Annotated in this window: 37 protein-coding genes and 1 rRNA gene; 32 read left to right on the top strand and 6 right to left on the bottom strand. The window is 51.2% G+C overall.

Annotated elements, in window-relative coordinates; translation table 11 throughout:
- Positions 1-16: 16 nt before the first annotated feature.
- The 24 genes from rpsC (at position 17) to arfA (ending at position 11,475) form a co-directional block, all read left to right on the top strand.
- Positions 17-718 carry a 30S ribosomal protein S3 gene (gene rpsC / locus OGW17_RS21510; protein ID WP_000529945.1) on the top strand — a complete coding sequence of 234 codons (702 nt, stop codon included), beginning with the start codon at positions 17-19 and terminating at the stop codon, positions 716-718.
- Positions 719-730: 12 nt separating this feature from the next.
- The gene (gene rplP, locus OGW17_RS21505) at positions 731-1,141 is read left to right on the top strand and encodes a 50S ribosomal protein L16 (protein ID WP_000941212.1); all 411 of its coding nucleotides are present in this window, start codon (positions 731-733) and stop codon (positions 1,139-1,141) included.
- The gene (gene rpmC / locus OGW17_RS21500; RefSeq protein ID WP_000644742.1) at positions 1,141-1,332 is read left to right on the top strand and encodes a 50S ribosomal protein L29; all 192 of its coding nucleotides are present in this window, start codon (positions 1,141-1,143) and stop codon (positions 1,330-1,332) included. The genes rplP and rpmC overlap by 1 nt, the downstream gene beginning before the upstream one ends.
- On the top strand, positions 1,332-1,586 hold the full coding sequence (gene rpsQ, locus OGW17_RS21495; protein ID WP_003031120.1) for a 30S ribosomal protein S17: 255 nt from the start codon (positions 1,332-1,334) through the stop codon (positions 1,584-1,586). The genes rpmC and rpsQ overlap by 1 nt, the downstream gene beginning before the upstream one ends.
- Positions 1,587-1,749: 163 nt before the next feature.
- Positions 1,750-2,121: a 50S ribosomal protein L14 gene (rplN, locus tag OGW17_RS21490; protein WP_002919748.1), complete on the top strand. Its 372-nt coding sequence runs from the start codon at positions 1,750-1,752 to the stop codon at positions 2,119-2,121.
- Positions 2,122-2,131: 10 nt separating this feature from the next.
- On the top strand, positions 2,132-2,446 hold the full coding sequence (rplX, locus tag OGW17_RS21485) for a 50S ribosomal protein L24 (RefSeq protein ID WP_012135426.1): 315 nt from the start codon (positions 2,132-2,134) through the stop codon (positions 2,444-2,446).
- Between the two features lie 14 nt (positions 2,447-2,460).
- Complete coding sequence (gene rplE, locus OGW17_RS21480; protein ID WP_007702494.1) at positions 2,461-3,000, top strand: 50S ribosomal protein L5; 540 nt, start codon at positions 2,461-2,463, stop codon at positions 2,998-3,000.
- 14 nt (positions 3,001-3,014) lie between these two features.
- The gene (gene rpsN, locus OGW17_RS21475; protein ID WP_012135425.1) at positions 3,015-3,320 is read left to right on the top strand and encodes a 30S ribosomal protein S14; all 306 of its coding nucleotides are present in this window, start codon (positions 3,015-3,017) and stop codon (positions 3,318-3,320) included.
- 33 nt (positions 3,321-3,353) lie between these two features.
- Complete coding sequence (gene rpsH / locus OGW17_RS21470) at positions 3,354-3,746, top strand: 30S ribosomal protein S8 (RefSeq protein WP_000062611.1); 393 nt, start codon at positions 3,354-3,356, stop codon at positions 3,744-3,746.
- 12 nt (positions 3,747-3,758) lie between these two features.
- Complete coding sequence (gene rplF / locus OGW17_RS21465) at positions 3,759-4,292, top strand: 50S ribosomal protein L6 (protein WP_012135817.1); 534 nt, start codon at positions 3,759-3,761, stop codon at positions 4,290-4,292.
- Between the two features lie 9 nt (positions 4,293-4,301).
- On the top strand, positions 4,302-4,655 hold the full coding sequence (gene rplR / locus OGW17_RS21460) for a 50S ribosomal protein L18 (protein ID WP_000358960.1): 354 nt from the start codon (positions 4,302-4,304) through the stop codon (positions 4,653-4,655).
- A gap of 14 nt (positions 4,656-4,669) precedes the next feature.
- Complete coding sequence (gene rpsE / locus OGW17_RS21455; protein ID WP_000940121.1) at positions 4,670-5,173, top strand: 30S ribosomal protein S5; 504 nt, start codon at positions 4,670-4,672, stop codon at positions 5,171-5,173.
- 3 nt (positions 5,174-5,176) lie between these two features.
- The gene (gene rpmD / locus OGW17_RS21450; protein ID WP_001140434.1) at positions 5,177-5,356 is read left to right on the top strand and encodes a 50S ribosomal protein L30; all 180 of its coding nucleotides are present in this window, start codon (positions 5,177-5,179) and stop codon (positions 5,354-5,356) included.
- A gap of 3 nt (positions 5,357-5,359) precedes the next feature.
- On the top strand, positions 5,360-5,794 hold the full coding sequence (gene rplO, locus OGW17_RS21445) for a 50S ribosomal protein L15 (RefSeq protein ID WP_001238917.1): 435 nt from the start codon (positions 5,360-5,362) through the stop codon (positions 5,792-5,794).
- 7 nt (positions 5,795-5,801) lie between these two features.
- Complete coding sequence (gene secY / locus OGW17_RS21440; RefSeq protein WP_001118864.1) at positions 5,802-7,133, top strand: preprotein translocase subunit SecY; 1,332 nt, start codon at positions 5,802-5,804, stop codon at positions 7,131-7,133.
- Between the two features lie 31 nt (positions 7,134-7,164).
- The gene (gene rpmJ, locus OGW17_RS21435) at positions 7,165-7,281 is read left to right on the top strand and encodes a 50S ribosomal protein L36 (RefSeq protein WP_000868187.1); all 117 of its coding nucleotides are present in this window, start codon (positions 7,165-7,167) and stop codon (positions 7,279-7,281) included.
- Positions 7,282-7,427: 146 nt separating this feature from the next.
- Positions 7,428-7,784 carry a 30S ribosomal protein S13 gene (gene rpsM / locus OGW17_RS21430; RefSeq protein ID WP_000090780.1) on the top strand — a complete coding sequence of 119 codons (357 nt, stop codon included), beginning with the start codon at positions 7,428-7,430 and terminating at the stop codon, positions 7,782-7,784.
- 16 nt (positions 7,785-7,800) lie between these two features.
- Entirely contained in the window at positions 7,801-8,190 is a 390-nt protein-coding gene (gene rpsK / locus OGW17_RS21425) for a 30S ribosomal protein S11 (RefSeq protein WP_001029684.1), read from the top strand.
- A 33-nt stretch (positions 8,191-8,223) separates the two neighbouring features.
- Positions 8,224-8,844 (top strand): 30S ribosomal protein S4, encoded by a 621-nt coding sequence (gene rpsD, locus OGW17_RS21420; RefSeq protein WP_000135224.1) that lies wholly within the window; start codon positions 8,224-8,226, stop codon positions 8,842-8,844.
- 25 nt (positions 8,845-8,869) lie between these two features.
- Positions 8,870-9,859 (top strand): DNA-directed RNA polymerase subunit alpha, encoded by a 990-nt coding sequence (locus OGW17_RS21415; protein WP_001162094.1) that lies wholly within the window; start codon positions 8,870-8,872, stop codon positions 9,857-9,859.
- A gap of 40 nt (positions 9,860-9,899) precedes the next feature.
- Positions 9,900-10,286 carry a 50S ribosomal protein L17 gene (rplQ, locus tag OGW17_RS21410; RefSeq protein ID WP_001216372.1) on the top strand — a complete coding sequence of 129 codons (387 nt, stop codon included), beginning with the start codon at positions 9,900-9,902 and terminating at the stop codon, positions 10,284-10,286.
- Between the two features lie 108 nt (positions 10,287-10,394).
- Positions 10,395-10,763 carry a DnaJ family domain-containing protein gene (locus OGW17_RS21405; RefSeq protein ID WP_071258094.1) on the top strand — a complete coding sequence of 123 codons (369 nt, stop codon included), beginning with the start codon at positions 10,395-10,397 and terminating at the stop codon, positions 10,761-10,763.
- Between the two features lie 10 nt (positions 10,764-10,773).
- Complete coding sequence (zntR, locus tag OGW17_RS21400; protein WP_024131002.1) at positions 10,774-11,199, top strand: Zn(2+)-responsive transcriptional regulator; 426 nt, start codon at positions 10,774-10,776, stop codon at positions 11,197-11,199.
- Positions 11,200-11,256: 57 nt separating this feature from the next.
- Positions 11,257-11,475, top strand: coding sequence for an alternative ribosome-rescue factor ArfA (gene arfA / locus OGW17_RS21395; protein WP_012135422.1), 219 nt, complete (start codon positions 11,257-11,259; stop codon positions 11,473-11,475).
- Here arfA and mscL read toward each other — a convergent pair.
- The 5 genes from mscL to def form a co-directional block, all read right to left on the bottom strand.
- On the bottom strand, positions 11,472-11,882 hold the full coding sequence (mscL, locus tag OGW17_RS21390) for a large-conductance mechanosensitive channel protein MscL (protein ID WP_012135421.1): 411 nt from the start codon (positions 11,880-11,882) through the stop codon (positions 11,472-11,474). The two genes, arfA and mscL, sit on opposite strands and share 4 nt — an antisense overlap.
- 141 nt (positions 11,883-12,023) lie before the next feature.
- Positions 12,024-13,400 (bottom strand): Trk system potassium transporter TrkA, encoded by a 1,377-nt coding sequence (gene trkA, locus OGW17_RS21385; RefSeq protein ID WP_012135420.1) that lies wholly within the window; start codon positions 13,398-13,400, stop codon positions 12,024-12,026.
- A gap of 21 nt (positions 13,401-13,421) precedes the next feature.
- Complete coding sequence (gene rsmB / locus OGW17_RS21380; protein ID WP_071258100.1) at positions 13,422-14,708, bottom strand: 16S rRNA (cytosine(967)-C(5))-methyltransferase RsmB; 1,287 nt, start codon at positions 14,706-14,708, stop codon at positions 13,422-13,424.
- 52 nt (positions 14,709-14,760) lie between these two features.
- Complete coding sequence (gene fmt / locus OGW17_RS21375) at positions 14,761-15,708, bottom strand: methionyl-tRNA formyltransferase (RefSeq protein WP_071258096.1); 948 nt, start codon at positions 15,706-15,708, stop codon at positions 14,761-14,763.
- Between the two features lie 14 nt (positions 15,709-15,722).
- Positions 15,723-16,232: a peptide deformylase gene (def, locus tag OGW17_RS21370; protein ID WP_047460857.1), complete on the bottom strand. Its 510-nt coding sequence runs from the start codon at positions 16,230-16,232 to the stop codon at positions 15,723-15,725.
- Positions 16,233-16,362: 130 nt separating this feature from the next.
- Between def and dprA the strand changes: the two genes are divergently transcribed.
- Genes dprA through OGW17_RS21340 form a run of 6 tightly spaced genes read left to right on the top strand, consistent with a single transcriptional unit; the run spans position 16,363 to position 20,155 of the window.
- Positions 16,363-17,487, top strand: coding sequence for a DNA-protecting protein DprA (gene dprA / locus OGW17_RS21365; RefSeq protein ID WP_047460860.1), 1,125 nt, complete (start codon positions 16,363-16,365; stop codon positions 17,485-17,487).
- Positions 17,459-17,932, top strand: a complete 474-nt coding sequence (gene smg / locus OGW17_RS21360) for a DUF494 family protein Smg (RefSeq protein WP_024130999.1) — start codon at positions 17,459-17,461, stop codon at positions 17,930-17,932. The genes dprA and smg overlap by 29 nt, the downstream gene beginning before the upstream one ends.
- A gap of 26 nt (positions 17,933-17,958) precedes the next feature.
- Positions 17,959-18,513, top strand: coding sequence for a DNA topoisomerase family protein (locus tag OGW17_RS21355; protein ID WP_012135414.1), 555 nt, complete (start codon positions 17,959-17,961; stop codon positions 18,511-18,513).
- On the top strand, positions 18,506-19,078 hold the full coding sequence (gene tsaC / locus OGW17_RS21350; RefSeq protein ID WP_024130998.1) for an L-threonylcarbamoyladenylate synthase type 1 TsaC: 573 nt from the start codon (positions 18,506-18,508) through the stop codon (positions 19,076-19,078). The genes OGW17_RS21355 and tsaC overlap by 8 nt, the downstream gene beginning before the upstream one ends.
- 4 nt (positions 19,079-19,082) lie before the next feature.
- A complete protein-coding gene (gene aroE, locus OGW17_RS21345) occupies positions 19,083-19,901 on the top strand; it encodes a shikimate dehydrogenase (RefSeq protein ID WP_049011816.1) in 819 nt (272 codons plus the stop codon).
- Positions 19,898-20,155, top strand: a complete 258-nt coding sequence (locus OGW17_RS21340) for a DUF1488 family protein (RefSeq protein WP_012135411.1) — start codon at positions 19,898-19,900, stop codon at positions 20,153-20,155. Before aroE ends, OGW17_RS21340 begins: the two co-directional genes overlap by 4 nt.
- Here OGW17_RS21340 and OGW17_RS21335 read toward each other — a convergent pair.
- The gene (locus OGW17_RS21335) at positions 20,131-20,685 is read right to left on the bottom strand and encodes a gamma carbonic anhydrase family protein (protein ID WP_071258098.1); all 555 of its coding nucleotides are present in this window, start codon (positions 20,683-20,685) and stop codon (positions 20,131-20,133) included. The genes OGW17_RS21340 and OGW17_RS21335 overlap by 25 nt on opposite strands.
- On the opposite strand from OGW17_RS21335, the gene OGW17_RS21330 reads away from it, so the two are divergent.
- On the top strand, positions 20,684-20,998 hold the full coding sequence (locus tag OGW17_RS21330; protein ID WP_012135409.1) for a hypothetical protein: 315 nt from the start codon (positions 20,684-20,686) through the stop codon (positions 20,996-20,998). The two genes, OGW17_RS21335 and OGW17_RS21330, sit on opposite strands and share 2 nt — an antisense overlap.
- A 155-nt stretch (positions 20,999-21,153) precedes the next feature.
- Positions 21,154-22,695: ribosomal RNA gene (locus OGW17_RS21325) — 16S ribosomal RNA — on the top strand.
- The last annotated feature ends 20 nt before the right edge of the window (positions 22,696-22,715 follow it).

The following is a 22,715-nucleotide window of genomic DNA, read 5'->3' as shown; positions in this document are numbered from 1 at the left end:
ACTCTGGAGACTAGCAATGGGTCAGAAAGTACATCCTAATGGTATTCGCCTGGGTATTGTAAAACCATGGAACTCTACCTGGTTTGCGAACACCAAAGAATTCGCTGACAACCTGGACAGCGATTTTAAAGTACGTCAGTACCTGACGAAGGAACTGGCTAAAGCGTCCGTATCTCGTATCGTTATCGAGCGTCCGGCTAAGAGCATCCGTGTGACTATTCACACTGCTCGTCCGGGTATCGTTATCGGTAAGAAAGGCGAAGACGTAGAAAAACTGCGTAAGGTCGTAGCGGATATCGCTGGCGTTCCTGCACAGATCAATATCGCCGAAGTTCGTAAGCCTGAACTGGACGCAAAATTGGTTGCTGACAGCATCACTTCTCAGCTGGAACGTCGTGTTATGTTCCGTCGTGCTATGAAGCGTGCTGTACAGAACGCAATGCGTCTGGGCGCTAAAGGTATTAAAGTTGAAGTTAGCGGCCGTCTGGGCGGCGCGGAAATCGCTCGTACCGAATGGTACCGTGAAGGTCGCGTACCGCTGCACACTCTGCGTGCTGACATCGACTACAACACCTCTGAAGCGCACACCACTTACGGTGTAATCGGCGTTAAAGTGTGGATCTTCAAAGGCGAGATCCTGGGTGGTATGGCTGCTGTTGAACAACCGGAAAAACCGGCTGCTCAACCGAAAAAGCAGCAGCGTAAAGGCCGTAAATAAGGAGCGTCGCTGATGTTACAACCAAAGCGTACAAAATTCCGTAAAATGCACAAAGGCCGTAACCGCGGTCTGGCGCAGGGTACGGATGTTAGCTTCGGCAGCTTCGGTCTGAAAGCTGTTGGCCGTGGTCGTCTGACTGCCCGTCAGATCGAAGCAGCACGTCGTGCTATGACCCGTGCAGTTAAGCGTCAAGGTAAGATCTGGATCCGTGTATTCCCGGACAAACCGATCACTGAAAAGCCGCTGGCAGTGCGTATGGGTAAAGGTAAAGGTAACGTGGAGTATTGGGTTGCCTTGATTCAGCCGGGTAAAGTCCTGTATGAAATGGACGGCGTACCGGAAGAGCTGGCCCGTGAAGCATTCAAGCTGGCAGCAGCGAAACTGCCGATTAAAACCACCTTTGTAACTAAGACGGTGATGTAATGAAAGCAAAAGAGCTGCGTGAGAAGAGTGTTGAAGAGCTGAACACCGAGCTGCTGAACCTGCTGCGTGAGCAGTTCAACCTGCGTATGCAGGCTGCAAGTGGCCAGCTGCAACAGTCTCACCTGTTGAAGCAAGTGCGTCGTGATGTCGCACGCGTTAAGACTTTACTGACTGAGAAGGCGGGTGCGTAATGACCGATAAAATCCGTACTCTGCAAGGTCGCGTTGTTAGCGACAAAATGGAGAAATCCATTGTTGTTGCTATCGAACGTTTTGTGAAACACCCGATCTACGGTAAATTCATCAAGCGTACGACCAAACTGCACGTACATGACGAGAACAACGAATGTGGTACCGGTGACGTGGTTGAAATCCGCGAATGCCGCCCACTGTCCAAGACTAAGTCCTGGACGCTGGTTCGCGTTGTAGAGAAAGCGGTTCTGTAATACAGTACCCATTCTCAACGAATAAACGGCTCAGCGATGGGCCGTTTATTTTTTCTACCCATATCGTTGAAGCGGTGTTATAATGCCGCGCCCCCGATATGGGGCTTTTTTAACGACCTGATTTTCGGGTCTCAGTAGTAGTTGACATTAGCGGAGCACTAAAATGATCCAAGAACAGACTATGCTGAACGTCGCCGACAACTCCGGTGCACGTCGCGTAATGTGTATCAAGGTTCTGGGTGGCTCGCACCGTCGCTACGCAGGCGTAGGCGACATCATCAAGATCACCATCAAAGAAGCAATTCCGCGTGGTAAGGTCAAAAAAGGTGATGTGCTGAAGGCGGTAGTGGTGCGCACCAAGAAGGGTGTTCGTCGCCCGGACGGTTCTGTCATTCGCTTCGATGGTAATGCATGCGTTATTCTGAACAATAACAGCGAGCAGCCTATCGGTACGCGTATTTTTGGGCCGGTAACTCGTGAGCTTCGTACCGAGAAGTTCATGAAAATTATCTCTCTGGCACCAGAAGTACTCTAAGGAGCGAATCATGGCAGCGAAAATCCGTCGTGATGACGAAGTTATCGTGTTAACCGGTAAAGATAAAGGTAAACGCGGTAAAGTTAAGAATGTCCTGTCTTCCGGCAAGGTCATTGTTGAAGGTATCAACCTGGTTAAGAAACACCAGAAGCCGGTTCCGGCTCTGAACCAACCGGGTGGCATCGTTGAAAAAGAAGCCGCTATTCAGGTTTCCAACATTGCAATCTTCAATGCGGCAACCGGTAAGGCTGACCGTGTAGGCTTTAGATTCGAAGACGGTAAAAAAGTCCGTTTCTTCAAATCTAACAGCGAAACTATCAAGTAATTTGGAGTAGTACGATGGCGAAACTGCATGATTACTACAAAGACGAAGTAGTTAATAAACTCATGACTGAGTTTAACTACAATTCTGTCATGCAAGTCCCTCGGGTCGAGAAGATCACCCTGAACATGGGTGTTGGTGAAGCGATCGCTGACAAGAAACTGCTGGATAACGCAGCAGCTGACCTGGCAGCAATCTCCGGTCAAAAACCGTTGATCACCAAAGCACGCAAATCTGTTGCAGGCTTCAAAATCCGTCAGGGCTATCCGATCGGCTGTAAAGTAACTCTGCGTGGCGAACGCATGTGGGAGTTCTTTGAGCGCCTGATCACTATTGCTGTACCGCGTATCCGTGACTTCCGTGGCCTGTCCGCTAAGTCTTTCGACGGTCGTGGTAACTACAGCATGGGTGTCCGTGAGCAGATCATCTTCCCAGAAATCGACTACGATAAAGTCGACCGCGTTCGTGGTTTGGATATTACCATTACCACTACTGCGAAATCTGACGAAGAAGGCCGTGCTCTGCTGGCTGCCTTTGACTTCCCGTTCCGCAAGTAAGGTAGGGTTACTGAATGGCTAAGCAATCAATGAAAGCACGCGAAGTAAAACGCGTAGCTTTAGCTGATAAATACTTCGCGAAACGCGCTGAACTGAAAGCGATCATCTCTGATGTGAACGCTTCCGACGAAGATCGTTGGAACGCTGTTCTTAAGCTGCAGACTCTGCCGCGTGATTCCAGCCCGTCTCGTCAGCGTAACCGCTGCCGTCAAACAGGTCGTCCACATGGTTATGTGGGCAAGTTCGGGTTGAGCCGTATCAAGTTACGTGAAGCCGCTATGCGCGGTGAAGTACCAGGCTTGAAAAAGGCTAGCTGGTAATTGTCACCAATTGAATCACGGGAGTAAAGACAGATGAGCATGCAAGATCCGATCGCGGATATGCTGACCCGTATCCGTAACGGTCAGGCCGCGAACAAAGCTGCGGTCACCATGCCTTCCTCCAAGCTGAAAGTGGCAATTGCCAACGTGCTGAAGGAAGAAGGTTTTATCGAAGATTTTAAAGTTGAAGGCGACACCAAGCCGGAACTGGAACTGACTCTTAAGTATTTCCAGGGTAAAGCTGTTGTAGAAAGCATTCAGCGTGTCAGCCGCCCAGGTCTGCGCATCTACAAACGTAAAGATGAGCTGCCGAAAGTTATGGCGGGTCTGGGTATCGCAGTTGTTTCTACCTCTAAAGGTGTTATGACTGATCGTGCAGCGCGCCAGGCTGGTCTTGGTGGCGAAATTATCTGCTACGTAGCCTAATCGGAGGAAAAAATGTCTCGTGTTGCTAAAGCACCGGTCGTTGTTCCTGCCGGCGTTGATGTAAAAATCAACGGTCAGGTTATTACGATCAAAGGTAAAAACGGCGAGCTGACTCGTACTCTCAACGATGCTGTTGAAGTTAAACATGCAGATAATGCACTGACCTTCGGTCCGCGTGATGGTTACGTAGACGGTTGGGCTCAGGCTGGTACCGCGCGTGCCCTGCTGAACTCAATGGTTATCGGTGTTACCGAAGGCTTCACTAAGAAGCTGCAGCTGGTTGGTGTAGGTTATCGTGCAGCGGTTAAAGGGAATGTAGTAAACCTGTCCTTAGGTTTCTCTCACCCGGTTGACCACCAGCTGCCAGCAGGTATTACTGCAGAATGTCCGACTCAGACTGAAATCGTGCTGAAAGGCGCTGATAAGCAGGTGATCGGTCAGGTTGCAGCAGATCTGCGCGCCTACCGTCGTCCTGAGCCTTACAAAGGCAAGGGTGTTCGTTACGCCGACGAAGTCGTGCGTACCAAAGAGGCTAAGAAGAAGTAAGGTAACACTATGGATAAGAAATCTGCTCGTATCCGTCGTGCGACCCGCGCACGCCGCAAGCTCCAGGAGCTGGGCGCAACTCGCCTGGTGGTACATCGTACCCCGCGTCACATTTACGCACAGGTAATTGCACCGAACGGTTCTGAAGTTCTGGTAGCTGCTTCTACTGTAGAAAAAGCTATCGCTGAACAACTGAAGTACACCGGTAACAAAGACGCGGCTGCAGCTGTGGGTAAAGCTGTCGCTGAACGCGCTCTGGAAAAAGGCATCAAAGATGTGTCCTTTGACCGTTCCGGGTTCCAATATCATGGTCGTGTCCAGGCACTGGCAGATGCTGCCCGTGAAGCTGGCCTTCAGTTCTAAGGTAGAGGTGTAAGATGGCTCACATCGAAAAACAAGCTGGCGAACTGCAGGAAAAGCTGATCGCGGTAAACCGCGTATCTAAAACCGTTAAAGGTGGTCGTATTTTCTCCTTCACAGCTCTGACTGTAGTTGGCGATGGTAACGGTCGCGTTGGTTTTGGTTACGGTAAAGCGCGTGAAGTTCCAGCAGCGATCCAGAAAGCGATGGAAAAAGCCCGTCGCAATATGATTAACGTCGCGCTGAACAACGGCACCCTGCAACACCCGGTTAAAGGTGTTCACACGGGTTCTCGTGTATTCATGCAGCCAGCTTCCGAAGGTACCGGTATCATCGCCGGTGGTGCAATGCGCGCCGTTCTGGAAGTTGCTGGGGTTCATAACGTTCTGGCTAAAGCATATGGTTCCACCAACCCGATCAACGTGGTTCGTGCAACTATTGATGGCCTGGAAAATATGAATTCTCCAGAAATGGTCGCTGCCAAGCGTGGTAAATCCGTTGAAGAAATTCTGGGGAAATAAACCATGGCAAAGACTATTAAAATTACTCAAACCCGCAGTGCAATCGGTCGTCTGCCGAAACACAAGGCAACGCTGCTTGGCCTGGGTCTGCGTCGTATTGGTCACACCGTAGAGCGCGAGGATACTCCTGCTGTTCGTGGTATGGTCAACGCGGTTTCCTTCATGGTTAAAGTTGAGGAGTAAGAGATGCGTTTAAATACTCTGTCTCCGGCCGAAGGCTCCAAAAAGGCGGGTAAACGCCTGGGTCGTGGTATCGGTTCTGGCCTCGGTAAAACCGGTGGTCGTGGTCACAAAGGTCAGAAGTCTCGTTCTGGCGGTGGCGTACGTCGCGGTTTCGAGGGTGGTCAGATGCCTCTGTACCGTCGTCTGCCGAAATTCGGCTTCACTTCTCGCAAAGCAGCGATTACAGCCGAAGTTCGTCTGTCTGACCTGGCTAAAGTAGAAGGCGGCGTAGTAGACCTGAACACGCTGAAAGCGGCTAACATTATCGGTATCCAGATCGAGTTCGCGAAAGTGATCCTGGCTGGTGAAGTCACTACTCCGGTAACTGTTCGCGGCCTGCGTGTTACTAAAGGCGCTCGTGCTGCTATCGAAGCTGCTGGCGGTAAAATCGAGGAATAAGTAGCAGATGGCTAAACAACCGGGATTAGATTTTCAAAGCGCCAAAGGTGGCTTAGGCGAGCTGAAACGCAGACTGCTGTTTGTTATCGGCGCGCTGATTGTGTTCCGTATTGGCTCTTTTATTCCGATCCCTGGTATTGATGCCGCTGTACTTGCCAAACTGCTTGAGCAACAGCGAGGCACCATCATTGAAATGTTTAACATGTTCTCTGGTGGTGCACTCAGCCGTGCTTCTATCTTTGCTCTGGGTATCATGCCGTATATTTCGGCGTCGATTATTATCCAGCTGCTGACGGTGGTTCACCCAACGCTGGCAGAAATTAAGAAAGAAGGGGAGTCTGGTCGTCGTAAGATCAGCCAGTACACCCGCTACGGTACTCTGGTGCTGGCGATATTCCAGTCGATCGGTATTGCTACCGGTCTGCCGAATATGCCTGGTATGCAAGGCCTGGTAATGAATCCGGGCTTTGCATTCTATTTCACCGCTGTTGTAAGTCTGGTTACAGGAACCATGTTCCTGATGTGGTTGGGCGAACAGATTACTGAACGTGGTATCGGCAACGGTATCTCAATCATTATCTTCGCCGGTATTGTCGCGGGACTCCCGCCAGCCATTGCCCATACTATCGAGCAAGCGCGTCAAGGCGACCTGCACTTCCTCGTGTTGCTGTTGGTTGCAGTATTAGTATTTGCAGTGACGTTCTTTGTTGTATTTGTTGAGCGTGGTCAACGCCGCATTGTGGTAAACTACGCAAAACGTCAGCAGGGTCGTCGTGTCTATGCTGCACAGAGCACACATTTACCGCTGAAAGTGAATATGGCGGGGGTAATCCCGGCAATTTTCGCTTCCAGTATTATTCTGTTCCCGGCAACCATCGCGTCATGGTTCGGGGGCGGTACTGGTTGGAACTGGCTGACAACAATTTCGCTGTATTTGCAGCCTGGGCAACCGCTTTATGTGTTACTCTATGCGTCTGCAATCATCTTCTTCTGTTTCTTCTACACGGCGTTGGTTTTCAACCCGCGTGAAACAGCAGATAACCTGAAGAAGTCCGGTGCATTTGTACCAGGAATTCGTCCGGGAGAGCAAACGGCGAAGTATATCGATAAAGTAATGACCCGCCTGACTTTGGTTGGTGCGCTTTACATTACCTTTATCTGCCTGATCCCGGAGTTCATGCGTGATGCAATGAAAGTACCGTTCTACTTTGGTGGGACCTCACTGCTTATCGTTGTCGTCGTGATTATGGACTTTATGGCTCAAGTGCAAACTCTGATGATGTCCAGTCAGTATGAGTCTGCATTGAAGAAGGCGAACCTGAAAGGCTACGGCCGTTAATTGGTCGCCCGAGAAGTTACGGAGAGTAAAAATGAAAGTTCGTGCTTCCGTCAAGAAATTATGCCGTAACTGCAAAATCGTTAAGCGTGATGGCGTCATCCGCGTGATTTGCAGTGCCGAGCCGAAGCATAAACAGCGCCAAGGCTGATTTATTCGCATATTTTTCTTGCAAAGTTGGGTTGAGCTGGCTAGATTAGCCAGCCAATCTTTTGTATGTCTGTACGTTTCCATTTGAGTATCCTGAAAACGGGCTTTTCAGCATGGTGCGTACATATTAAATAGTAGGAGTGCATAGTGGCCCGTATAGCAGGCATTAACATTCCTGATCAGAAACATGCTGTGATCGCGTTAACTTCGATCTACGGCGTCGGTAAGACCCGTTCTAAAGCCATTCTGGCTGCAGCGGGTATCGCTGAAAATGTTAAGATCAGTGAGCTGTCTGAAGAACAAATCGACACGCTGCGTGACGAAGTTGCCAAATTTGTCGTTGAAGGTGATCTGCGCCGTGAAATCAGCATGAGCATCAAGCGCCTGATGGATCTTGGTTGCTATCGCGGTTTGCGTCATCGTCGTGGTCTCCCGGTTCGCGGTCAGCGTACCAAGACCAACGCACGTACCCGTAAGGGTCCGCGCAAACCGATCAAGAAATAATCGGGGTGATTGAATAATGGCAAAGGCACCAATTCGTGCACGTAAACGTGTAAGAAAACAAGTCTCTGACGGCGTGGCTCATATCCATGCTTCTTTCAACAACACCATCGTGACTATCACTGATCGTCAGGGTAACGCGCTGGGTTGGGCAACAGCCGGTGGTTCCGGTTTCCGTGGTTCTCGCAAATCCACTCCGTTTGCAGCTCAGGTTGCAGCAGAGCGTTGCGCTGACGCCGTAAAAGAATACGGTATCAAGAATCTGGAAGTTATGGTTAAAGGTCCGGGTCCAGGTCGCGAATCTACCATTCGTGCACTGAACGCCGCTGGTTTCCGCATCACTAATATTACTGATGTGACTCCGATCCCTCATAACGGTTGTCGTCCGCCGAAAAAACGTCGCGTATAACGCTTCGTTTTCCAGGTTTGTTGGAGAAAGAAAATGGCAAGATATTTGGGTCCTAAGCTCAAGCTGAGCCGTCGTGAGGGCACCGACTTATTCCTTAAGTCTGGCGTTCGCGCGATCGATACCAAGTGTAAAATTGAACAAGCTCCTGGCCAGCACGGTGCGCGTAAACCGCGTCTGTCTGACTATGGTGTGCAGTTGCGTGAAAAGCAAAAAGTTCGCCGTATCTATGGTGTGCTGGAGCGTCAGTTCCGTAACTACTACAAAGAAGCAGCGCGTCTGAAAGGCAACACCGGTGAAAACCTGTTGGCTCTGCTGGAAGGTCGTCTGGACAACGTTGTATACCGTATGGGCTTCGGCGCCACTCGTGCAGAAGCACGCCAGTTGGTTAGCCATAAAGCAATTATGGTAAACGGTCGTGTTGTTAACATCGCTTCTTATCAGGTTAGTCCGAATGACGTTGTTAGCATTCGTGAGAAAGCGAAGAAGCAGTCTCGCGTGAAAGCCGCTCTGGAGCTGGCTGAGCAGCGTGAAAAGCCAACCTGGCTGGAAGTTGATGCTGGCAAGATGGAAGGTACGTTTAAGCGTAAGCCTGAGCGTTCTGATCTGTCTGCGGACATTAACGAACACCTGATCGTCGAGCTTTACTCCAAGTAAAGCTTAGTACCAAAGAGAGGACACAATGCAGGGTTCTGTGACAGAGTTTCTAAAACCGCGCCTGGTAGATATCGAGCAAGTGAGTTCGACGCACGCCAAGGTGACCCTTGAGCCTTTAGAGCGTGGCTTTGGCCATACTCTGGGTAACGCACTGCGCCGTATTCTGCTCTCATCGATGCCGGGTTGCGCGGTGACCGAGGTTGAGATTGATGGTGTACTACATGAGTACAGCACCAAAGAAGGCGTTCAGGAAGACATCCTGGAAATCCTGCTCAACCTGAAAGGGCTGGCGGTGAGAGTTCAGGGTAAAGATGAAGTTATTCTTACCTTGAATAAATCTGGCATTGGCCCTGTGACTGCAGCCGACATTACCCATGACGGGGATGTCGAAATCGTCAAGCCGCAGCACGTGATCTGCCACCTGACCGATGAGAACGCGTCTATTAGCATGCGTATCAAAGTTCAGCGCGGTCGTGGTTATGTGCCGGCTTCTACCCGAATTCATTCGGAAGAAGATGAGCGCCCAATCGGCCGTCTGCTGGTCGACGCATGCTACAGCCCTGTAGAGCGTATTGCCTACAATGTTGAAGCAGCGCGTGTAGAACAGCGTACCGACCTGGACAAGCTGGTCATCGAAATGGAAACCAACGGCACAATCGATCCTGAAGAGGCGATTCGTCGTGCGGCAACCATTCTGGCTGAACAACTGGAAGCTTTCGTTGACTTACGTGATGTACGTCAGCCGGAAGTGAAAGAAGAGAAACCAGAATTCGATCCGATCCTGCTGCGCCCTGTTGACGATCTGGAATTGACTGTCCGCTCTGCTAACTGCCTTAAAGCAGAAGCTATCCACTATATCGGTGATCTGGTACAGCGTACCGAGGTTGAGCTCCTTAAGACGCCTAACCTGGGTAAAAAATCTCTTACTGAGATTAAAGACGTGCTGGCTTCCCGTGGACTGTCTCTGGGCATGCGCCTGGAAAACTGGCCACCGGCAAGCATCGCTGACGAGTAACCGGATCACAGGTTAAGGTTTTACTGAGAAGGATAAGGTCATGCGCCATCGTAAGAGTGGTCGTCAACTGAACCGCAACAGCAGCCATCGCCAGGCTATGTTCCGCAACATGGCAGGTTCACTGGTTCGTCATGAGATCATCAAGACGACCCTGCCTAAAGCGAAAGAGCTGCGTCGCGTAGTTGAGCCGCTGATTACTCTTGCCAAGACTGATAGCGTAGCTAATCGTCGTCTGGCATTCGCCCGTACTCGTGATAACGAGATCGTGGCAAAACTGTTTAACGAACTGGGCCCGCGTTTCGCGAGCCGCGCCGGTGGTTACACTCGCATTCTGAAGTGTGGCTTCCGTGCAGGCGACAACGCGCCGATGGCATACATCGAGCTGGTTGATCGTTCTGAGTCGAAAGCAGAAGCTGCTGCAGAGTAATCTGTAGTAACGTAAAAAAACCCGCTCCGGCGGGTTTTTTTATATCCGCCGTATCCCCACTTATCTACAATATCTGTACTCTTTTTGTCCATCCCCTGGAGTTGTTGTATGTGGTTACTGGACCAGTGGGCAGAGCGCCATATTACCGATGCACAGACTAAAGGTGAGTTTGATAATTTGCCCGGCAGCGGTGAGCCGCTGGCCCTGGATGATGACTCACATGTGCCGCCTGAACTACGGACTGGCTACCGTTTACTCAAAAATGCCGGTTGCCTTCCCCCGGAGCTTGAACAGCGTAAAGAAGCCGTTCAGCTATTGGATCTACTTAAAGGTATTCGTCAGGACGATCCACGGTATCAGGAAGTGAGCCGCCGTTTATCGCTCCTTGAACTAAAACTACGACAGGTGGGGCTGAGTACCGGGTTTTTACGCGGTGAATATGCAGATAAATTGCTGCATAAGATTAATGATGACTAACGGAGCTTATATGTATCGTATTGGTGAACTGGCAAAGCTGGCAGAAGTGACGCCCGATACCATCCGCTACTATGAAAAGCAGCAGATGATGGAGCATGAAGTGCGTACGGAGGGTGGTTTTCGACTCTACACGGAAAACGATCTTCAGCGCCTTAAGTTTATCCGCTATGCCCGGCAGTTGGGTTTTACGCTTGAGTCGATCCGGGAACTGTTGTCGATCCGTGTCGATCCCGAACACCATACCTGCCAGGAGTCGAAAGGAATCGTGCAGGAAAGGCTGAAAGAGGTCGAATCACGAATTGCGGAATTACAGAGCATGCAGCGTTCATTGCAGAGGCTGAACGATGCCTGCTGTGGAACGGCACACAGCAGCGTCTATTGTTCAATTCTGGAAGCACTGGAACAAGGCGCCAGCGGAGTCAAGCAGGAGTGTTGATTTATTGACCTGATGAGCCTACACTCGCGCCGTTAAACCATACAAACTGGAGTTATTATGAGTCGTTATCAGCATACGAAAGGGCAGATAAAAGACAACGCCATTGAGGCATTACTGCACGATCCGCTTTTCAGACAACGTGTTGAAAAAAATAAGAAAGGGAAAGGAAGTTATCTGCGTAAAGGCAAACATGGCAATCGGGGTAACTGGGAGGCCAGTGGCAAGAAAGTGAATCACTTTTTTACCACTGGCTTTCTGCTTATTAAGGCTTGTTAAGAACGGTTGTTTTGTTCTTTCAGAAGATCGCGGATCTCAGAAAGCAATACTTCTTCCGTTGTCGGCGCTGGCGCTTCCGTCGGTTCTTCTTTCTTACGATTCAGTTTGTTGATCAGTTTGATAGCCATGAAGATAGCAAACGCCACAATAACAAAATCAAAGACGTTCTGAATAAACACACCGTAATGCATCACGACTGCCGGGATATCTCCCTGCGCTTCGCGTAGCGTAAAGGCAAACTGTTTAAAATCGATCCCGCCAATTAACAATCCCAGCGGCGGCATAATGATATCAGCAACCAGAGAAGAAACGATCTTCCCGAATGCCGCCCCAATAATCACACCCACTGCCAAATCAACAACATTCCCGCGCATCGCGAATTCGCGAAACTCTTTAATAAAGCTCATTTTATTCTCCCTATGCAACAGACGTTTATAAGTTTAACAAATGTTAAGGCATTTTCCATTTATGGATTGTTTAAAGGAGCATTTATTAGGCCCTGATAAAACAGGGGAATTAAAGAGGGCGCTGCATTAGCGCCCAAATAATTACAGGAAGAAAGGACTTGGCTGGAATAAGCGTTCGACGTCGGTAATAAACTTTTTATCCGTCAGGAACATAATCACATGATCGCCTTGTTCAATGCGCAAATTGTCATTGGCAATCATTACATCGTTACCGCGAACCACTGCGCCAATTATTGTTCCCGGTGGAAGTTTAATTTCATCAATGGCGCGGCCTACGACGCGAGATGTACTTTCATCACCGTGGGCAACGGCTTCAATTGCTTCTGCTACACCACGACGTAGCGATGACACTCCCACAATATCGGCTTTACGCACATGGCTGAGTAACGCGGAAATCGTGGCCTGCTGTGGCGAAATGGCAATATCAATGACGCTCCCCTGGACGAGATCCACATAGGCGCGACGTTGAATGAGCACCATTACTTTCTTCGCACCCATCCGTTTGGCCAGCATTGCCGACATAATGTTGGCTTCATCATCGTTGGTGACTGCAATAAACAGATCAACCTGATCAATATGCTCTTCAGCCAGCAGTTCCTGATCCGACGCATCGCCAAAAAAGACGATCGTATTTTGCAGTTTTTCGGCAAGTTCGGAGGCCCGCTGTTGATCGCGCTCGATCAGTTTGACGCTGTAATCTTTTTCCAGACGACGCGCGAGACCGGCACCGATATTTCCCCCGCCGACTAACATAATACGCTTATAGGGTTTCTCCAGACGTTGCAGCTCGCTCATTACCGCGCGGATATGCTGCGATGCGGCAATAAAAAAGACTTCATCGCCTGCTTCTACAATAGTCGAACCCTGGGGGCGAATAGGGCGGTCATGACGGAATATCGCGGCGACTCGGGTATCAATATGCGGCATATGCTCACGCATCGTGGATAACGCGTTCCCGATCAGCGGCCCGCCATAATAGGCTTTCACTACCGCAAGACTGACTTTACCTTCGGCGAAATTAACGACCTGCAATGCGCCAGGATATTCGATCAGGCGATAAATGTTATCGATGACCAGTTGCTCTGGCGCAATAAGATGGTCGATGGGGACGGCTTCAGAGTGGAAGAGTTTATCCGCATCGCGGACATAATCTGGCGAGCGGATACGGGCGATACGATTTGGCGTATTGAAGAGTGAATAGGCCACCTGGCAGGCGACCATATTCGTTTCATCGGAACTGGTCACGGCGACCAGCATATCCGCATCGTCTGCACCCGCTTCACGCAGTACGCGGGGGTGAGAGCCATGCCCTTGCACGACGCGGAGATCGAACTTGTCCTGTAAACTACGCAGGCGTTCGCCATTGATATCGACCACCGTGATGTCGTTGTTCTCTCCGACCAGGTTTTCAGCCAGCGTGCCGCCGACCTGCCCTGCGCCCAGAATGATAATTTTCATCAGTCGCGACCCGTTATCTCATCACTTTTTGATTAGCTTAGCGTAAAAGAAGCCGTCACCTTCTTCCGCACCTGGCAGATTTTGCACGCCCGGTTGAGCGGGGGTTCCGGTACCGGTCAGGGTGGCGTCCGGGGTGCGCTGTAAAAAGGCCTGAATCTGTTGGCTATTCTCTTCCGGCAGGACAGAACAGGTCGCGTAGACCAGTGTTCCGCCTGACTTTAAATGTGGCCATATGGCATCCAGAATTTCCGACTGTAATTTTGCCAGTTCAGCAATATCACGATCGCGGCGTAGCCATTTGATATCCGGGTGACGACGAATGACGCCGGTGGCTGAACAAGGCGCATCCAGCAGAATACGGTCAAATTTCTGCTCGCCACACCATTGCGCGGGATATCGACCATCACCCTGTTTGACAGTTGCCTTCATCCCCAGACGTTTAAGGTTGTCGTAAACGCGTGAAAGACGCTGTTCGTCGACATCGACAGCCAACACCTGCGCTTCAGGCGCGGCTTCGAGTATATGCGTTGTTTTACCCCCCGGTGCGGCGCACAAATCCAGGATTTGCTCGCCGTTTTGTGGGGCGAGGAAGCTAACACAGCCTTGCGCGGAAGCATCCTGAACCGTTACCCAACCCTCTTCAAAACCGGGTAAGGCATGAACCGGCGCCGGAGACTCAAGACGTAGGGCGTCAGGATAGGCCGAATGGGGAAAACCATTCATTCCTGCGTCCTGCAATAACGTGAGCCAGCTGTCGCGTGAATGATGTGTACGGTTCACGCGTAACCACATTGGAGGACGTTGGTTGTTGGCTTCGACAATCGCTTCCCATTGGGTGGGATAGGATTTTTGCAGGCGCTTTAGCAGCCAGGACGGATGCAGAAAACGCGCCTCGCTGGTCGCAAACTCAGCCAGCAACGCCTCCAGCTGACGCTGAAACTGACGCAAAACGCCATTGATCAGCCCCTTAAGCTGTGGTCGCTTAATAGCAACAGCACCTTCAACCGTTTCCGCGAGGGCCGCATGTGGTGGAATTCGTGTGTGCAATAGCTGGTAAAACCCTACCATGATCAGGTAATGCACGGTGCGTTGCTTACCGGTCATTGGGCGAGACATTAATTTATTAATCAGCCACTCCAGCTGCGAAAGGGTACGCAACACGCCAAAGCACAGCTCCTGAAGCAGCGCTTTGTCTTTATCGGAGACTTTTTGCTGTAGTGGTGGCAGGACATTACTTAAGGATTGCCCTTGCTCAACGACCTGCTCAACGGCCTGTGCCGCCAGACTGCGTAAATTTTGTTTTTTCATAACCGCAAAAATAAAAATGCCCGGTAACACCGGGCGTAGTAAGACGTGACCGTCAGGCCAGACGGTTGCCAGGAATAAACCATTCCCGACGTGAATTTAAAAGATCCTGCGCGCTCATTGCCTTCTTACCTGCGGGTTGAAGGGAGAGCAGGTTCAGGATGCCGTTGCCGGTTGCAACCTGAATACCTTGTTTAGTCGCGTCAAGAATGGTGCCCGGTTCCGCTTGCGTTACGCGCTCTATCACTGACGCCTGCCACACTTTTACCGGCTGACCGTCAATTTCCATCCAGCTCATTGGCCAGGGATTAAAGGCGCGGATGCAGCGTTCAAGCTGTGCAGCAGAGAGAGACCAGTCCATACGCGCCTCTTCTTTGCTAAGTTTCTCAGCGTGAGTGGCCAGGGCGTTGTCCTGTACTTCTGGCTTCGCGGTACCGTTTTCTAACTGTTTCAGCGTTTCAATCAGCCCCTGTGGGCCAAGATCCGCCAGCTTGTCATACAGCGTGCCGCTGGTGTCTTTCTCGGTGATTGGACAGACAAGTTTATAGAGCATATCGCCAGTATCCAGACCCACATCCATTTGCATGATGGTTACGCCCGTTTCGGCATCACCAGCCCAAAGTGAACGTTGGATCGGCGCTGCGCCACGCCAGCGCGGGAGCAGGGAACCGTGAACGTTGATGCAGCCGAGTCGCGGCATATCAAGCACCGCTTTTGGCAGAATCAGGCCATACGCCACCACGACCATTACGTCAGCGTGTAAGTCCGCGACTAAATGCTGGTTTTCTTGTGGGCGCAAGGAGGCGGGCTGAAAAACCGCTATTCCTTTCTCTTCCGCCAGCACTTTCACCGGGCTGGGCATCAGCTTTTTACCGCGTCCTGCCGGGCGGTCGGGTTGGGTAAACACGCCAACGACGTTGTGTCCAGAAGACAACAGCGCGTCAAGATGACGCGCTGCAAAGTCAGGTGTACCCGCAAAAATAATACGTAGTGAGTCTGACACGTTGATTCTTGTCCTTAAGCTCGGGCGTTCAGGCGGTCGAGTTTCTCAACTTTCTGACGAATACGTTGTTGCTTCAGCGGCGACAGATAATCGATAAACAGTTTACCAACCAGGTGATCCATCTCGTGCTGAATACAGATAGCCAACAGACCGTCTGCTTCCAGCTCAAAAGATTGACCGTCGCGGTCGAGTGCGCGAATTTTCACTTTCTCCGCACGCGGCACTAAAGCACGCTGTTCTGGAATAGACAGACAGCCTTCTTCAATCCCCGTCTCACCGCTTTTTTCCAGCAGTTCCGGGTTGATTAACACCAGACGCTCGTCGCGGTTTTCCGAAACATCAATCACGATGATACGTTGATGAATATCGACCTGCGTTGCCGCCAGGCCAATACCTTCTTCTGCATACATCGTTTCGAACATATCATCGACGATACGCTGAATTTCTGCATTCACTTCTTCTACCGGTTTTGCGACTTTGCGAAGACGCTCGTCCGGAATATGTAACACTTGCAAAACTGCCATAATTATCCAGAGTTGTGTTCAGGAGTTGGAAAGATTATTACCTCTATTCTAGACAAAACCCCCTCCGATTGACAGCATCAGTGACCAATCGCAAAGATTGCCAGGACAGCTTGTGGCAGGGGGATAAAGGATGACCCGTACCGAAATTTGGTTACGTTTGATGCATGTGAGTGAATTGTATGGCGATGCAATGTTGAGCATTGCGAATTTGCTCATACAACAGCGTCAGATTGATAAGACTTTACTTCAGAACGCAGGGTTAACGTCCCGACAAGCGGAACGCTTTTTAACCGTCCCGCAAAAAGCGCTGGATGACGCGCAGCACTGGCTTGAGCAACCTCATCACCATTTGATTCTGGCTGGTAGCGCGCGTTATCCGGCACAGTTGAATGCGATTGCAGATTATCCCGGCGCTTTTTTTGTTGCAGGTGATCCAGAATGTCTCCAGAACTTCCAGCTTGGCGTCGTAGGAAGCCGGACACCTTCCTGGTATGGCGAGCGATGGGGGCGCTTGTTCTGTGAAAGTCTTGCCGTAAAAGGGGTGACGATTACCAGCGGGCTGGCGAGAGGAGTTGATGGCGTTGCGCATAAAGCAGCCTTAAACGCGAACGGGAAAAGCGTGGCTGTGCTGGGCAACGGTCTGGGAAGTATCCATCCCCGACGACATACCCGGCTGGCTGAGGGGCTGATAGACGCCGGTGGCGCGCTGGTGTCGGAGTTTCCATTAGCGACGCTCCCTTTACCGCACCATTTTCCCCGACGAAACCGCATCATTAGCGGCCTGAGCAAAGGCGTGCTGGTGGTTGAAGCGGCACTACGAAGCGGCTCTTTGGTTACCGCGCGCTGTGCGCTGGAGCAAGGGAGGGATGTCTTTGCCTTGCCAGGGCCGATAGGCAGCCCTGGCAGTGAAGGGCCGCATTGGTTGATCAAACAGGGCGCCACTCTTGTGACGGCGCCAGAGGATATTCTGGAAAATTTGCAATACGGCTTACATTGGCTGCCAGATGAGGCCGAAAATTCACTTTATTCACCAGATCAGGAAGTCGCAGCATTGCCATTTCCTATGCTCCTGGCTAACGTAGGAGATGAGGTAACACCTGTTGACGTCGTCGCTGAACGTGCCGGCCAACCTGTGCCAGAGGTAGTGGCTCAGCTACTCGAACTGGAGTTAGCAGGATGGATCGCAGCTGTACCCGGCGGCTATGTCCGATTAAGGAGGGCAAGCCATGTTCGACGTACTAATGTATTTGTTTGAGACTTACATCCATAACGAAGCTGAATTGCGTGTGGATCAGGACAAACTGGAACGGGATCTTACCGACGCTGGCTTTGACCGTGAAGACATCTACAACGCGCTACTGTGGCTGGAAAAGCTTGCTGATTATCAGGAAGGCCTCGCCGAACCTATGCAACTGGCTTCCGATCCACTCTCCGTACGTATTTACACGGCAGAGGAGTGCAATCGACTGGATGCCAGCTGTCGGGGGTTTCTGTTATTCCTCGAGCAGATTCAGGTGCTAAACCTCGAAACGCGAGAAATGGTGATTGAACGCGTGCTCGCGCTGGATACCGCAGAATTCGATCTGGAAGACCTGAAGTGGGTGATCCTGATGGTTTTATTTAACATTCCGGGTTGTGAAAATGCGTATCAGCAAATGGAAGAATTACTCTTTGAAGTGAATGAAGGTATGCTGCATTAATCGACCTTCATTCAGCATGAGTTGTTATGGCTAAATCAGCACTGTTTACGGTGCATAAAAATGAGCCCTGCCCACAGTGCGGGGCTGAACTTGTTATTCGCTCCGGGAAACACGGTCCTTTTCTCGGCTGCTCACACTATCCAGAATGTGATTATGTCCGTCCGCTGAAATCATCAGCAGACGGACATATCGTCAAAGTTCTGGAGGGGAAGTTTTGCCCGGCATGTGGTGCGGAGCTGGTATTGCGGCAGGGGCGGTTCGGCATGTTTATCGGTTGCAGTGACTACCCCGCGTGTGGCCATACCGAACTGATCGACAAACCAGACGAAACTGCCATTACCTGCCCTCAGTGCCAAAAAGGTCATCTGGTTCAACGGCGTTCCCGTTATGGTAAAACCTTTCATTCCTGCGATCGCTATCCTGAATGTCAGTTTGTCATTAACTTCAAACCGATAGCCGGAGAGTGTCCTGAATGTCACTATCCGCTACTCATCGAAAAGAAAACCGCGCAGGGTGTGAAGCACTTTTGCGCCAGTAAACAATGTGGAAAGCCGGTTCCGGCGGAACAACAAAGTGAATAATAACCTGCCTACAGACGCTATCGCGGCAGCGGTAGCGGTACTGCATAAAGAATGTGTCATCGCGTATCCCACAGAAGCTGTTTTCGGTGTCGGGTGCGATCCTGATAGTGAAACGGCGGTCAACCGCTTACTGGAATTGAAACAGCGTCCGGTTGAAAAAGGCCTCATTTTAATTGCGGCAAATTTTGAGCAGCTTAAGCCATATATTGATGACAGCATGCTGACAGATACGCAACGAGAAGCGATCTTTGCGTGCTGGCCTGGCCCGGTGACGTTTGTTTTTCCTGCACCGGCGACAACGCCGCGCTGGTTGACGGGACGTTTTGATTCGCTGGCGGTTCGCGTTACGGATCACCCGCTGGTGGTCTCATTGTGCCAGGCTTATGGCAAACCGTTAGTTTCCACCAGTGCGAATTTGACAGGGTTGCCTCCCTGCCGCACGGTCGAAGAAGTACGGGCGCAGTTTGGCGCGGATTTCCCCGTTGTTGAGGGGGAAACGGGAGGACGCCTGAATCCTTCTGAAATTCGTGATGCCCTGACGGGCGAGCTGTTTCGACAGGGGTAATACGATGGAAACCTATGCCGTTTTTGGTAACCCGATTGCGCACAGCAAGTCGCCATTTATTCATCAGCAGTTTGCGCAGCAACTGAAGATAGATCATCCCTATGGGCGTGTTCTGGCGCCGGTTGATGATTTCGTGAATACCCTTAATGCCTTTTTTGCGCAAGGGGGGAAAGGAGCGAACGTTACCGTTCCTTTTAAAGAGGAAGCGTTTGCACGCGCAGATGAACTGACGGAGCGTGCGGCGCTTGCCGGGGCGGTGAATACCCTGAAACGCCTTGATGATGGTCGCTTGCTGGGGGATAACACCGACGGCATCGGCCTGTTGAGCGATCTTGAACGTTTGTCTTTCATTCGCCCGGGGCTACGCATCCTGCTGATTGGGGCGGGGGGGGCTTCCAGGGGCGTACTGTTACCGCTGCTATCAATGGATTGTGCTGTTACTATTGCGAACCGAACCGCTTCCCGTGCTGAAGAACTGGCGCAAATCTTCGCTCATACCGGCAGTGTTCAGGCCCTTCGTCTTGATGCGCTGGAAGGCCATGAATTCGATCTGATCATCAATGCGACATCCAGTGGAATTAGCGGTGATATTCCCGCGATCCCGTCATCGCTCATTCATCCTGCTGTCTGTTGCTACGATATGTTTTATCAAAAGGGAAATACGCCGTTCCTTGCCTGGTGTGCGGAGCAAGGGGCAAAGCGGTATGCCGATGGTTTGGGGATGCTGGTGGGGCAAGCCGCGCATGCTGTTTTTCTCTGGCATGGCGTATTGCCTGACGTGGAACCTGTTATTGCAACGCTGAAGCAGGAACTGTCGGCATGAACCAGGCTATTCAGTTTCCTGACAGAGAAGAGTGGGACGCGGACCTTGAGGCCGTTAGCTTTCCCGCACTGGTGAATGGGATGCAGTTAATGTGTGCTATCAAGGGAACCACGCTGGCGCATCGCTTTGGCGGCGATACGCCAGAACGGTGGTTGGCAGACTTTTGTGAACATCGCTGGGATCTGGAAGAAGAAGCGGAAGCGTTGATCCAGTCCCAGCAGGAAGACGATCAGGGTTGGGTCTGGCTGTCCTGACTCAGGTATTCATCTTTCCATTTCACATAGTTATTTGCGGAGTACTGTAGCCCGGCTTTCTCTTCATCACTTAGCGGACGGATCTGCTTCACCGGACTCCCCAGATACAGATAGCCGCTTTCCAGGCGCTTGTTTTGCGGCACCAGGCTACCAGCGCCGATCATGACGTCATCTTCTATTACCGCGCCATCCAGCAGAATGGACCCCATGCCAACCAGAACCCGGTTGCCGATAGTGCAGCCGTGGAGCATGACTTTATGCCCGACAGTGACATCTTTACCCACAATAAGCGGATTGCCTTGCGGGTTAGTGGTGGATTTGTGCGTCACATGCAGCACGCTGCCGTCCTGGATATTTGAGCGGGCGCCAATCTCTACATAGTTCACATCGCCACGAATGACGACCAGCGGCCAGATCCCGACGTCATCAGCCAGACGAACATCGCCAATGACGACGCTACTGGAATCGATCATCACGCGTTGCCCGATCTGTGGGAAAAGATCCTTATAGGGACGTAATACGTCAGACATGTTTACCTCAACGAAAGAGAACAGTAATGAAGACTTTGGTTGGATTATTGGCGCTACGCAAGTGTTTCAGGTATCAAAAATCAGCCAAATTGCGCAGGAATGTAGCGAAAGGGGTAAAAAACAGGCATTCAGCAAAAAAGATCCAAAAAACGCTTGTGCAAAAAAATGGGATCCCTATAATGCGCCTCCGTTGAGACGACAAAGTGAAACGCTTCACAAGATGGTCGGAACAACGAAGAGAAAAATCCTGAAAAATGGGGTTGACTCTGAAAGAGGAAAGCGTAATATACGCCACCTCGCGACAGAGCGCTAAAGCGTGTCGCAACTGCTCTTTAACAATTTATCAGACAATCTGTGTGGGCACTCAAAGTGACATGGATTCTTGATGTCTTCGGACAATAAATGAATACCAAGTCTCTGAGTGAACACGTAATTCATTACGAAGTTTAATTCACGAGCATCAAACTTAAATTGAAGAGTTTGATCATGGCTCAGATTGAACGCTGGCGGCAGGCCTAACACATGCAAGTCGAACGGTAACAGGGAGCAGCTTGCTGCTTCGCTGACGAGTGGCGGACGGGTGAGTAATGTCTGGGAAACTGCCTGATGGAGGGGGATAACTACTGGAAACGGTAGCTAATACCGCATAACGTCGCAAGACCAAAGAGGGGGACCTTCGGGCCTCTTGCCATCAGATGTGCCCAGATGGGATTAGCTTGTTGGTGGGGTAACGGCTCACCAAGGCGACGATCCCTAGCTGGTCTGAGAGGATGACCAGCCACACTGGAACTGAGACACGGTCCAGACTCCTACGGGAGGCAGCAGTGGGGAATATTGCACAATGGGCGCAAGCCTGATGCAGCCATGCCGCGTGTATGAAGAAGGCCTTCGGGTTGTAAAGTACTTTCAGCGGGGAGGAAGGTGCTGTGGTTAATAACCGCAGCAATTGACGTTACCCGCAGAAGAAGCACCGGCTAACTCCGTGCCAGCAGCCGCGGTAATACGGAGGGTGCAAGCGTTAATCGGAATTACTGGGCGTAAAGCGCACGCAGGCGGTCTGTTAAGTCAGATGTGAAATCCCCGGGCTCAACCTGGGAACTGCATCTGATACTGGCAGGCTTGAGTCTCGTAGAGGGGGGTAGAATTCCAGGTGTAGCGGTGAAATGCGTAGAGATCTGGAGGAATACCGGTGGCGAAGGCGGCCCCCTGGACGAAGACTGACGCTCAGGTGCGAAAGCGTGGGGAGCAAACAGGATTAGATACCCTGGTAGTCCACGCCGTAAACGATGTCGACTTGGAGGTTGTGCCCTTGAGGCGTGGCTTCCGGAGCTAACGCGTTAAGTCGACCGCCTGGGGAGTACGGCCGCAAGGTTAAAACTCAAATGAATTGACGGGGGCCCGCACAAGCGGTGGAGCATGTGGTTTAATTCGATGCAACGCGAAGAACCTTACCTGGTCTTGACATCCACGGAAGTTTTCAGAGATGAGAATGTGCCTTCGGGAACCGTGAGACAGGTGCTGCATGGCTGTCGTCAGCTCGTGTTGTGAAATGTTGGGTTAAGTCCCGCAACGAGCGCAACCCTTATCCTTTGTTGCCAGCGGTTAGGCCGGGAACTCAAAGGAGACTGCCAGTGATAAACTGGAGGAAGGTGGGGATGACGTCAAGTCATCATGGCCCTTACGACCAGGGCTACACACGTGCTACAATGGCATATACAAAGAGAAGCGACCTCGCGAGAGCAAGCGGACCTCATAAAGTATGTCGTAGTCCGGATTGGAGTCTGCAACTCGACTCCATGAAGTCGGAATCGCTAGTAATCGTGGATCAGAATGCCACGGTGAATACGTTCCCGGGCCTTGTACACACCGCCCGTCACACCATGGGAGTGGGTTGCAAAAGAAGTAGGTAGCTTAACCTTCGGGAGGGCGCTTACCACTTTGTGATTCATGACTGGGGTGAAGTCGTAACAAGGTAACCGTAGGGGAACCTGCGGTTGGATCACCTCCTTACCTTAAAGAACCTGCCTTTG

Source organism: Citrobacter sp. CK181 (assembly GCF_030333595.1).
GTDB classification, from domain to species: Bacteria; Pseudomonadota; Gammaproteobacteria; order Enterobacterales; family Enterobacteriaceae; genus Citrobacter_B; species Citrobacter_B koseri.
Note: the sequence above shows the minus strand (reverse complement) of the source record. Positions and strands in the feature narration are given on the sequence as shown.

What these genes read in the sequence shown, in the direction of transcription:
- rpsC (WP_000529945.1), top strand. Translation starts at nt 17, where the DNA reads ATGGGTCAGAAAGTACATCCTAATGGTATTCGCCTGGGTATTGTAAAA.
- rplP (WP_000941212.1), top strand. Translation starts at nt 731, where the DNA reads ATGTTACAACCAAAGCGTACAAAATTCCGTAAAATGCACAAAGGCCGT.
- rpmC (WP_000644742.1), top strand. Translation starts at nt 1,141, where the DNA reads ATGAAAGCAAAAGAGCTGCGTGAGAAGAGTGTTGAAGAGCTGAACACC.
- rpsQ (WP_003031120.1), top strand. Translation starts at nt 1,332, where the DNA reads ATGACCGATAAAATCCGTACTCTGCAAGGTCGCGTTGTTAGCGACAAA.
- rplN (WP_002919748.1), top strand. Translation starts at nt 1,750, where the DNA reads ATGATCCAAGAACAGACTATGCTGAACGTCGCCGACAACTCCGGTGCA.
- rplX (WP_012135426.1), top strand. Translation starts at nt 2,132, where the DNA reads ATGGCAGCGAAAATCCGTCGTGATGACGAAGTTATCGTGTTAACCGGT.
- rplE (WP_007702494.1), top strand. Translation starts at nt 2,461, where the DNA reads ATGGCGAAACTGCATGATTACTACAAAGACGAAGTAGTTAATAAACTC.
- rpsN (WP_012135425.1), top strand. Translation starts at nt 3,015, where the DNA reads ATGGCTAAGCAATCAATGAAAGCACGCGAAGTAAAACGCGTAGCTTTA.
- rpsH (WP_000062611.1), top strand. Translation starts at nt 3,354, where the DNA reads ATGAGCATGCAAGATCCGATCGCGGATATGCTGACCCGTATCCGTAAC.
- rplF (WP_012135817.1), top strand. Translation starts at nt 3,759, where the DNA reads ATGTCTCGTGTTGCTAAAGCACCGGTCGTTGTTCCTGCCGGCGTTGAT.
- rplR (WP_000358960.1), top strand. Translation starts at nt 4,302, where the DNA reads ATGGATAAGAAATCTGCTCGTATCCGTCGTGCGACCCGCGCACGCCGC.
- rpsE (WP_000940121.1), top strand. Translation starts at nt 4,670, where the DNA reads ATGGCTCACATCGAAAAACAAGCTGGCGAACTGCAGGAAAAGCTGATC.
- rpmD (WP_001140434.1), top strand. Translation starts at nt 5,177, where the DNA reads ATGGCAAAGACTATTAAAATTACTCAAACCCGCAGTGCAATCGGTCGT.
- rplO (WP_001238917.1), top strand. Translation starts at nt 5,360, where the DNA reads ATGCGTTTAAATACTCTGTCTCCGGCCGAAGGCTCCAAAAAGGCGGGT.
- secY (WP_001118864.1), top strand. Translation starts at nt 5,802, where the DNA reads ATGGCTAAACAACCGGGATTAGATTTTCAAAGCGCCAAAGGTGGCTTA.
- rpmJ (WP_000868187.1), top strand. Translation starts at nt 7,165, where the DNA reads ATGAAAGTTCGTGCTTCCGTCAAGAAATTATGCCGTAACTGCAAAATC.
- rpsK (WP_001029684.1), top strand. Translation starts at nt 7,801, where the DNA reads ATGGCAAAGGCACCAATTCGTGCACGTAAACGTGTAAGAAAACAAGTC.
- rpsD (WP_000135224.1), top strand. Translation starts at nt 8,224, where the DNA reads ATGGCAAGATATTTGGGTCCTAAGCTCAAGCTGAGCCGTCGTGAGGGC.
- OGW17_RS21415 (WP_001162094.1), top strand. Translation starts at nt 8,870, where the DNA reads ATGCAGGGTTCTGTGACAGAGTTTCTAAAACCGCGCCTGGTAGATATC.
- rplQ (WP_001216372.1), top strand. Translation starts at nt 9,900, where the DNA reads ATGCGCCATCGTAAGAGTGGTCGTCAACTGAACCGCAACAGCAGCCAT.
- OGW17_RS21405 (WP_071258094.1), top strand. Translation starts at nt 10,395, where the DNA reads ATGTGGTTACTGGACCAGTGGGCAGAGCGCCATATTACCGATGCACAG.
- zntR (WP_024131002.1), top strand. Translation starts at nt 10,774, where the DNA reads ATGTATCGTATTGGTGAACTGGCAAAGCTGGCAGAAGTGACGCCCGAT.
- arfA (WP_012135422.1), top strand. Translation starts at nt 11,257, where the DNA reads ATGAGTCGTTATCAGCATACGAAAGGGCAGATAAAAGACAACGCCATT.
- mscL (WP_012135421.1), bottom strand. Translation starts at nt 11,882, where the DNA reads ATGAGCTTTATTAAAGAGTTTCGCGAATTCGCGATGCGCGGGAATGTT.
- trkA (WP_012135420.1), bottom strand. Translation starts at nt 13,400, where the DNA reads ATGAAAATTATCATTCTGGGCGCAGGGCAGGTCGGCGGCACGCTGGCT.
- rsmB (WP_071258100.1), bottom strand. Translation starts at nt 14,708, where the DNA reads ATGAAAAAACAAAATTTACGCAGTCTGGCGGCACAGGCCGTTGAGCAG.
- def (WP_047460857.1), bottom strand. Translation starts at nt 16,232, where the DNA reads ATGGCAGTTTTGCAAGTGTTACATATTCCGGACGAGCGTCTTCGCAAA.
- dprA (WP_047460860.1), top strand. Translation starts at nt 16,363, where the DNA reads ATGACCCGTACCGAAATTTGGTTACGTTTGATGCATGTGAGTGAATTG.
- smg (WP_024130999.1), top strand. Translation starts at nt 17,459, where the DNA reads ATGTTCGACGTACTAATGTATTTGTTTGAGACTTACATCCATAACGAA.
- OGW17_RS21355 (WP_012135414.1), top strand. Translation starts at nt 17,959, where the DNA reads ATGGCTAAATCAGCACTGTTTACGGTGCATAAAAATGAGCCCTGCCCA.
- aroE (WP_049011816.1), top strand. Translation starts at nt 19,083, where the DNA reads ATGGAAACCTATGCCGTTTTTGGTAACCCGATTGCGCACAGCAAGTCG.
- OGW17_RS21340 (WP_012135411.1), top strand. Translation starts at nt 19,898, where the DNA reads ATGAACCAGGCTATTCAGTTTCCTGACAGAGAAGAGTGGGACGCGGAC.
- OGW17_RS21330 (WP_012135409.1), top strand. Translation starts at nt 20,684, where the DNA reads ATGTTTACCTCAACGAAAGAGAACAGTAATGAAGACTTTGGTTGGATT.
- OGW17_RS21335 (WP_071258098.1), bottom strand. Translation starts at nt 20,685, where the DNA reads ATGTCTGACGTATTACGTCCCTATAAGGATCTTTTCCCACAGATCGGG.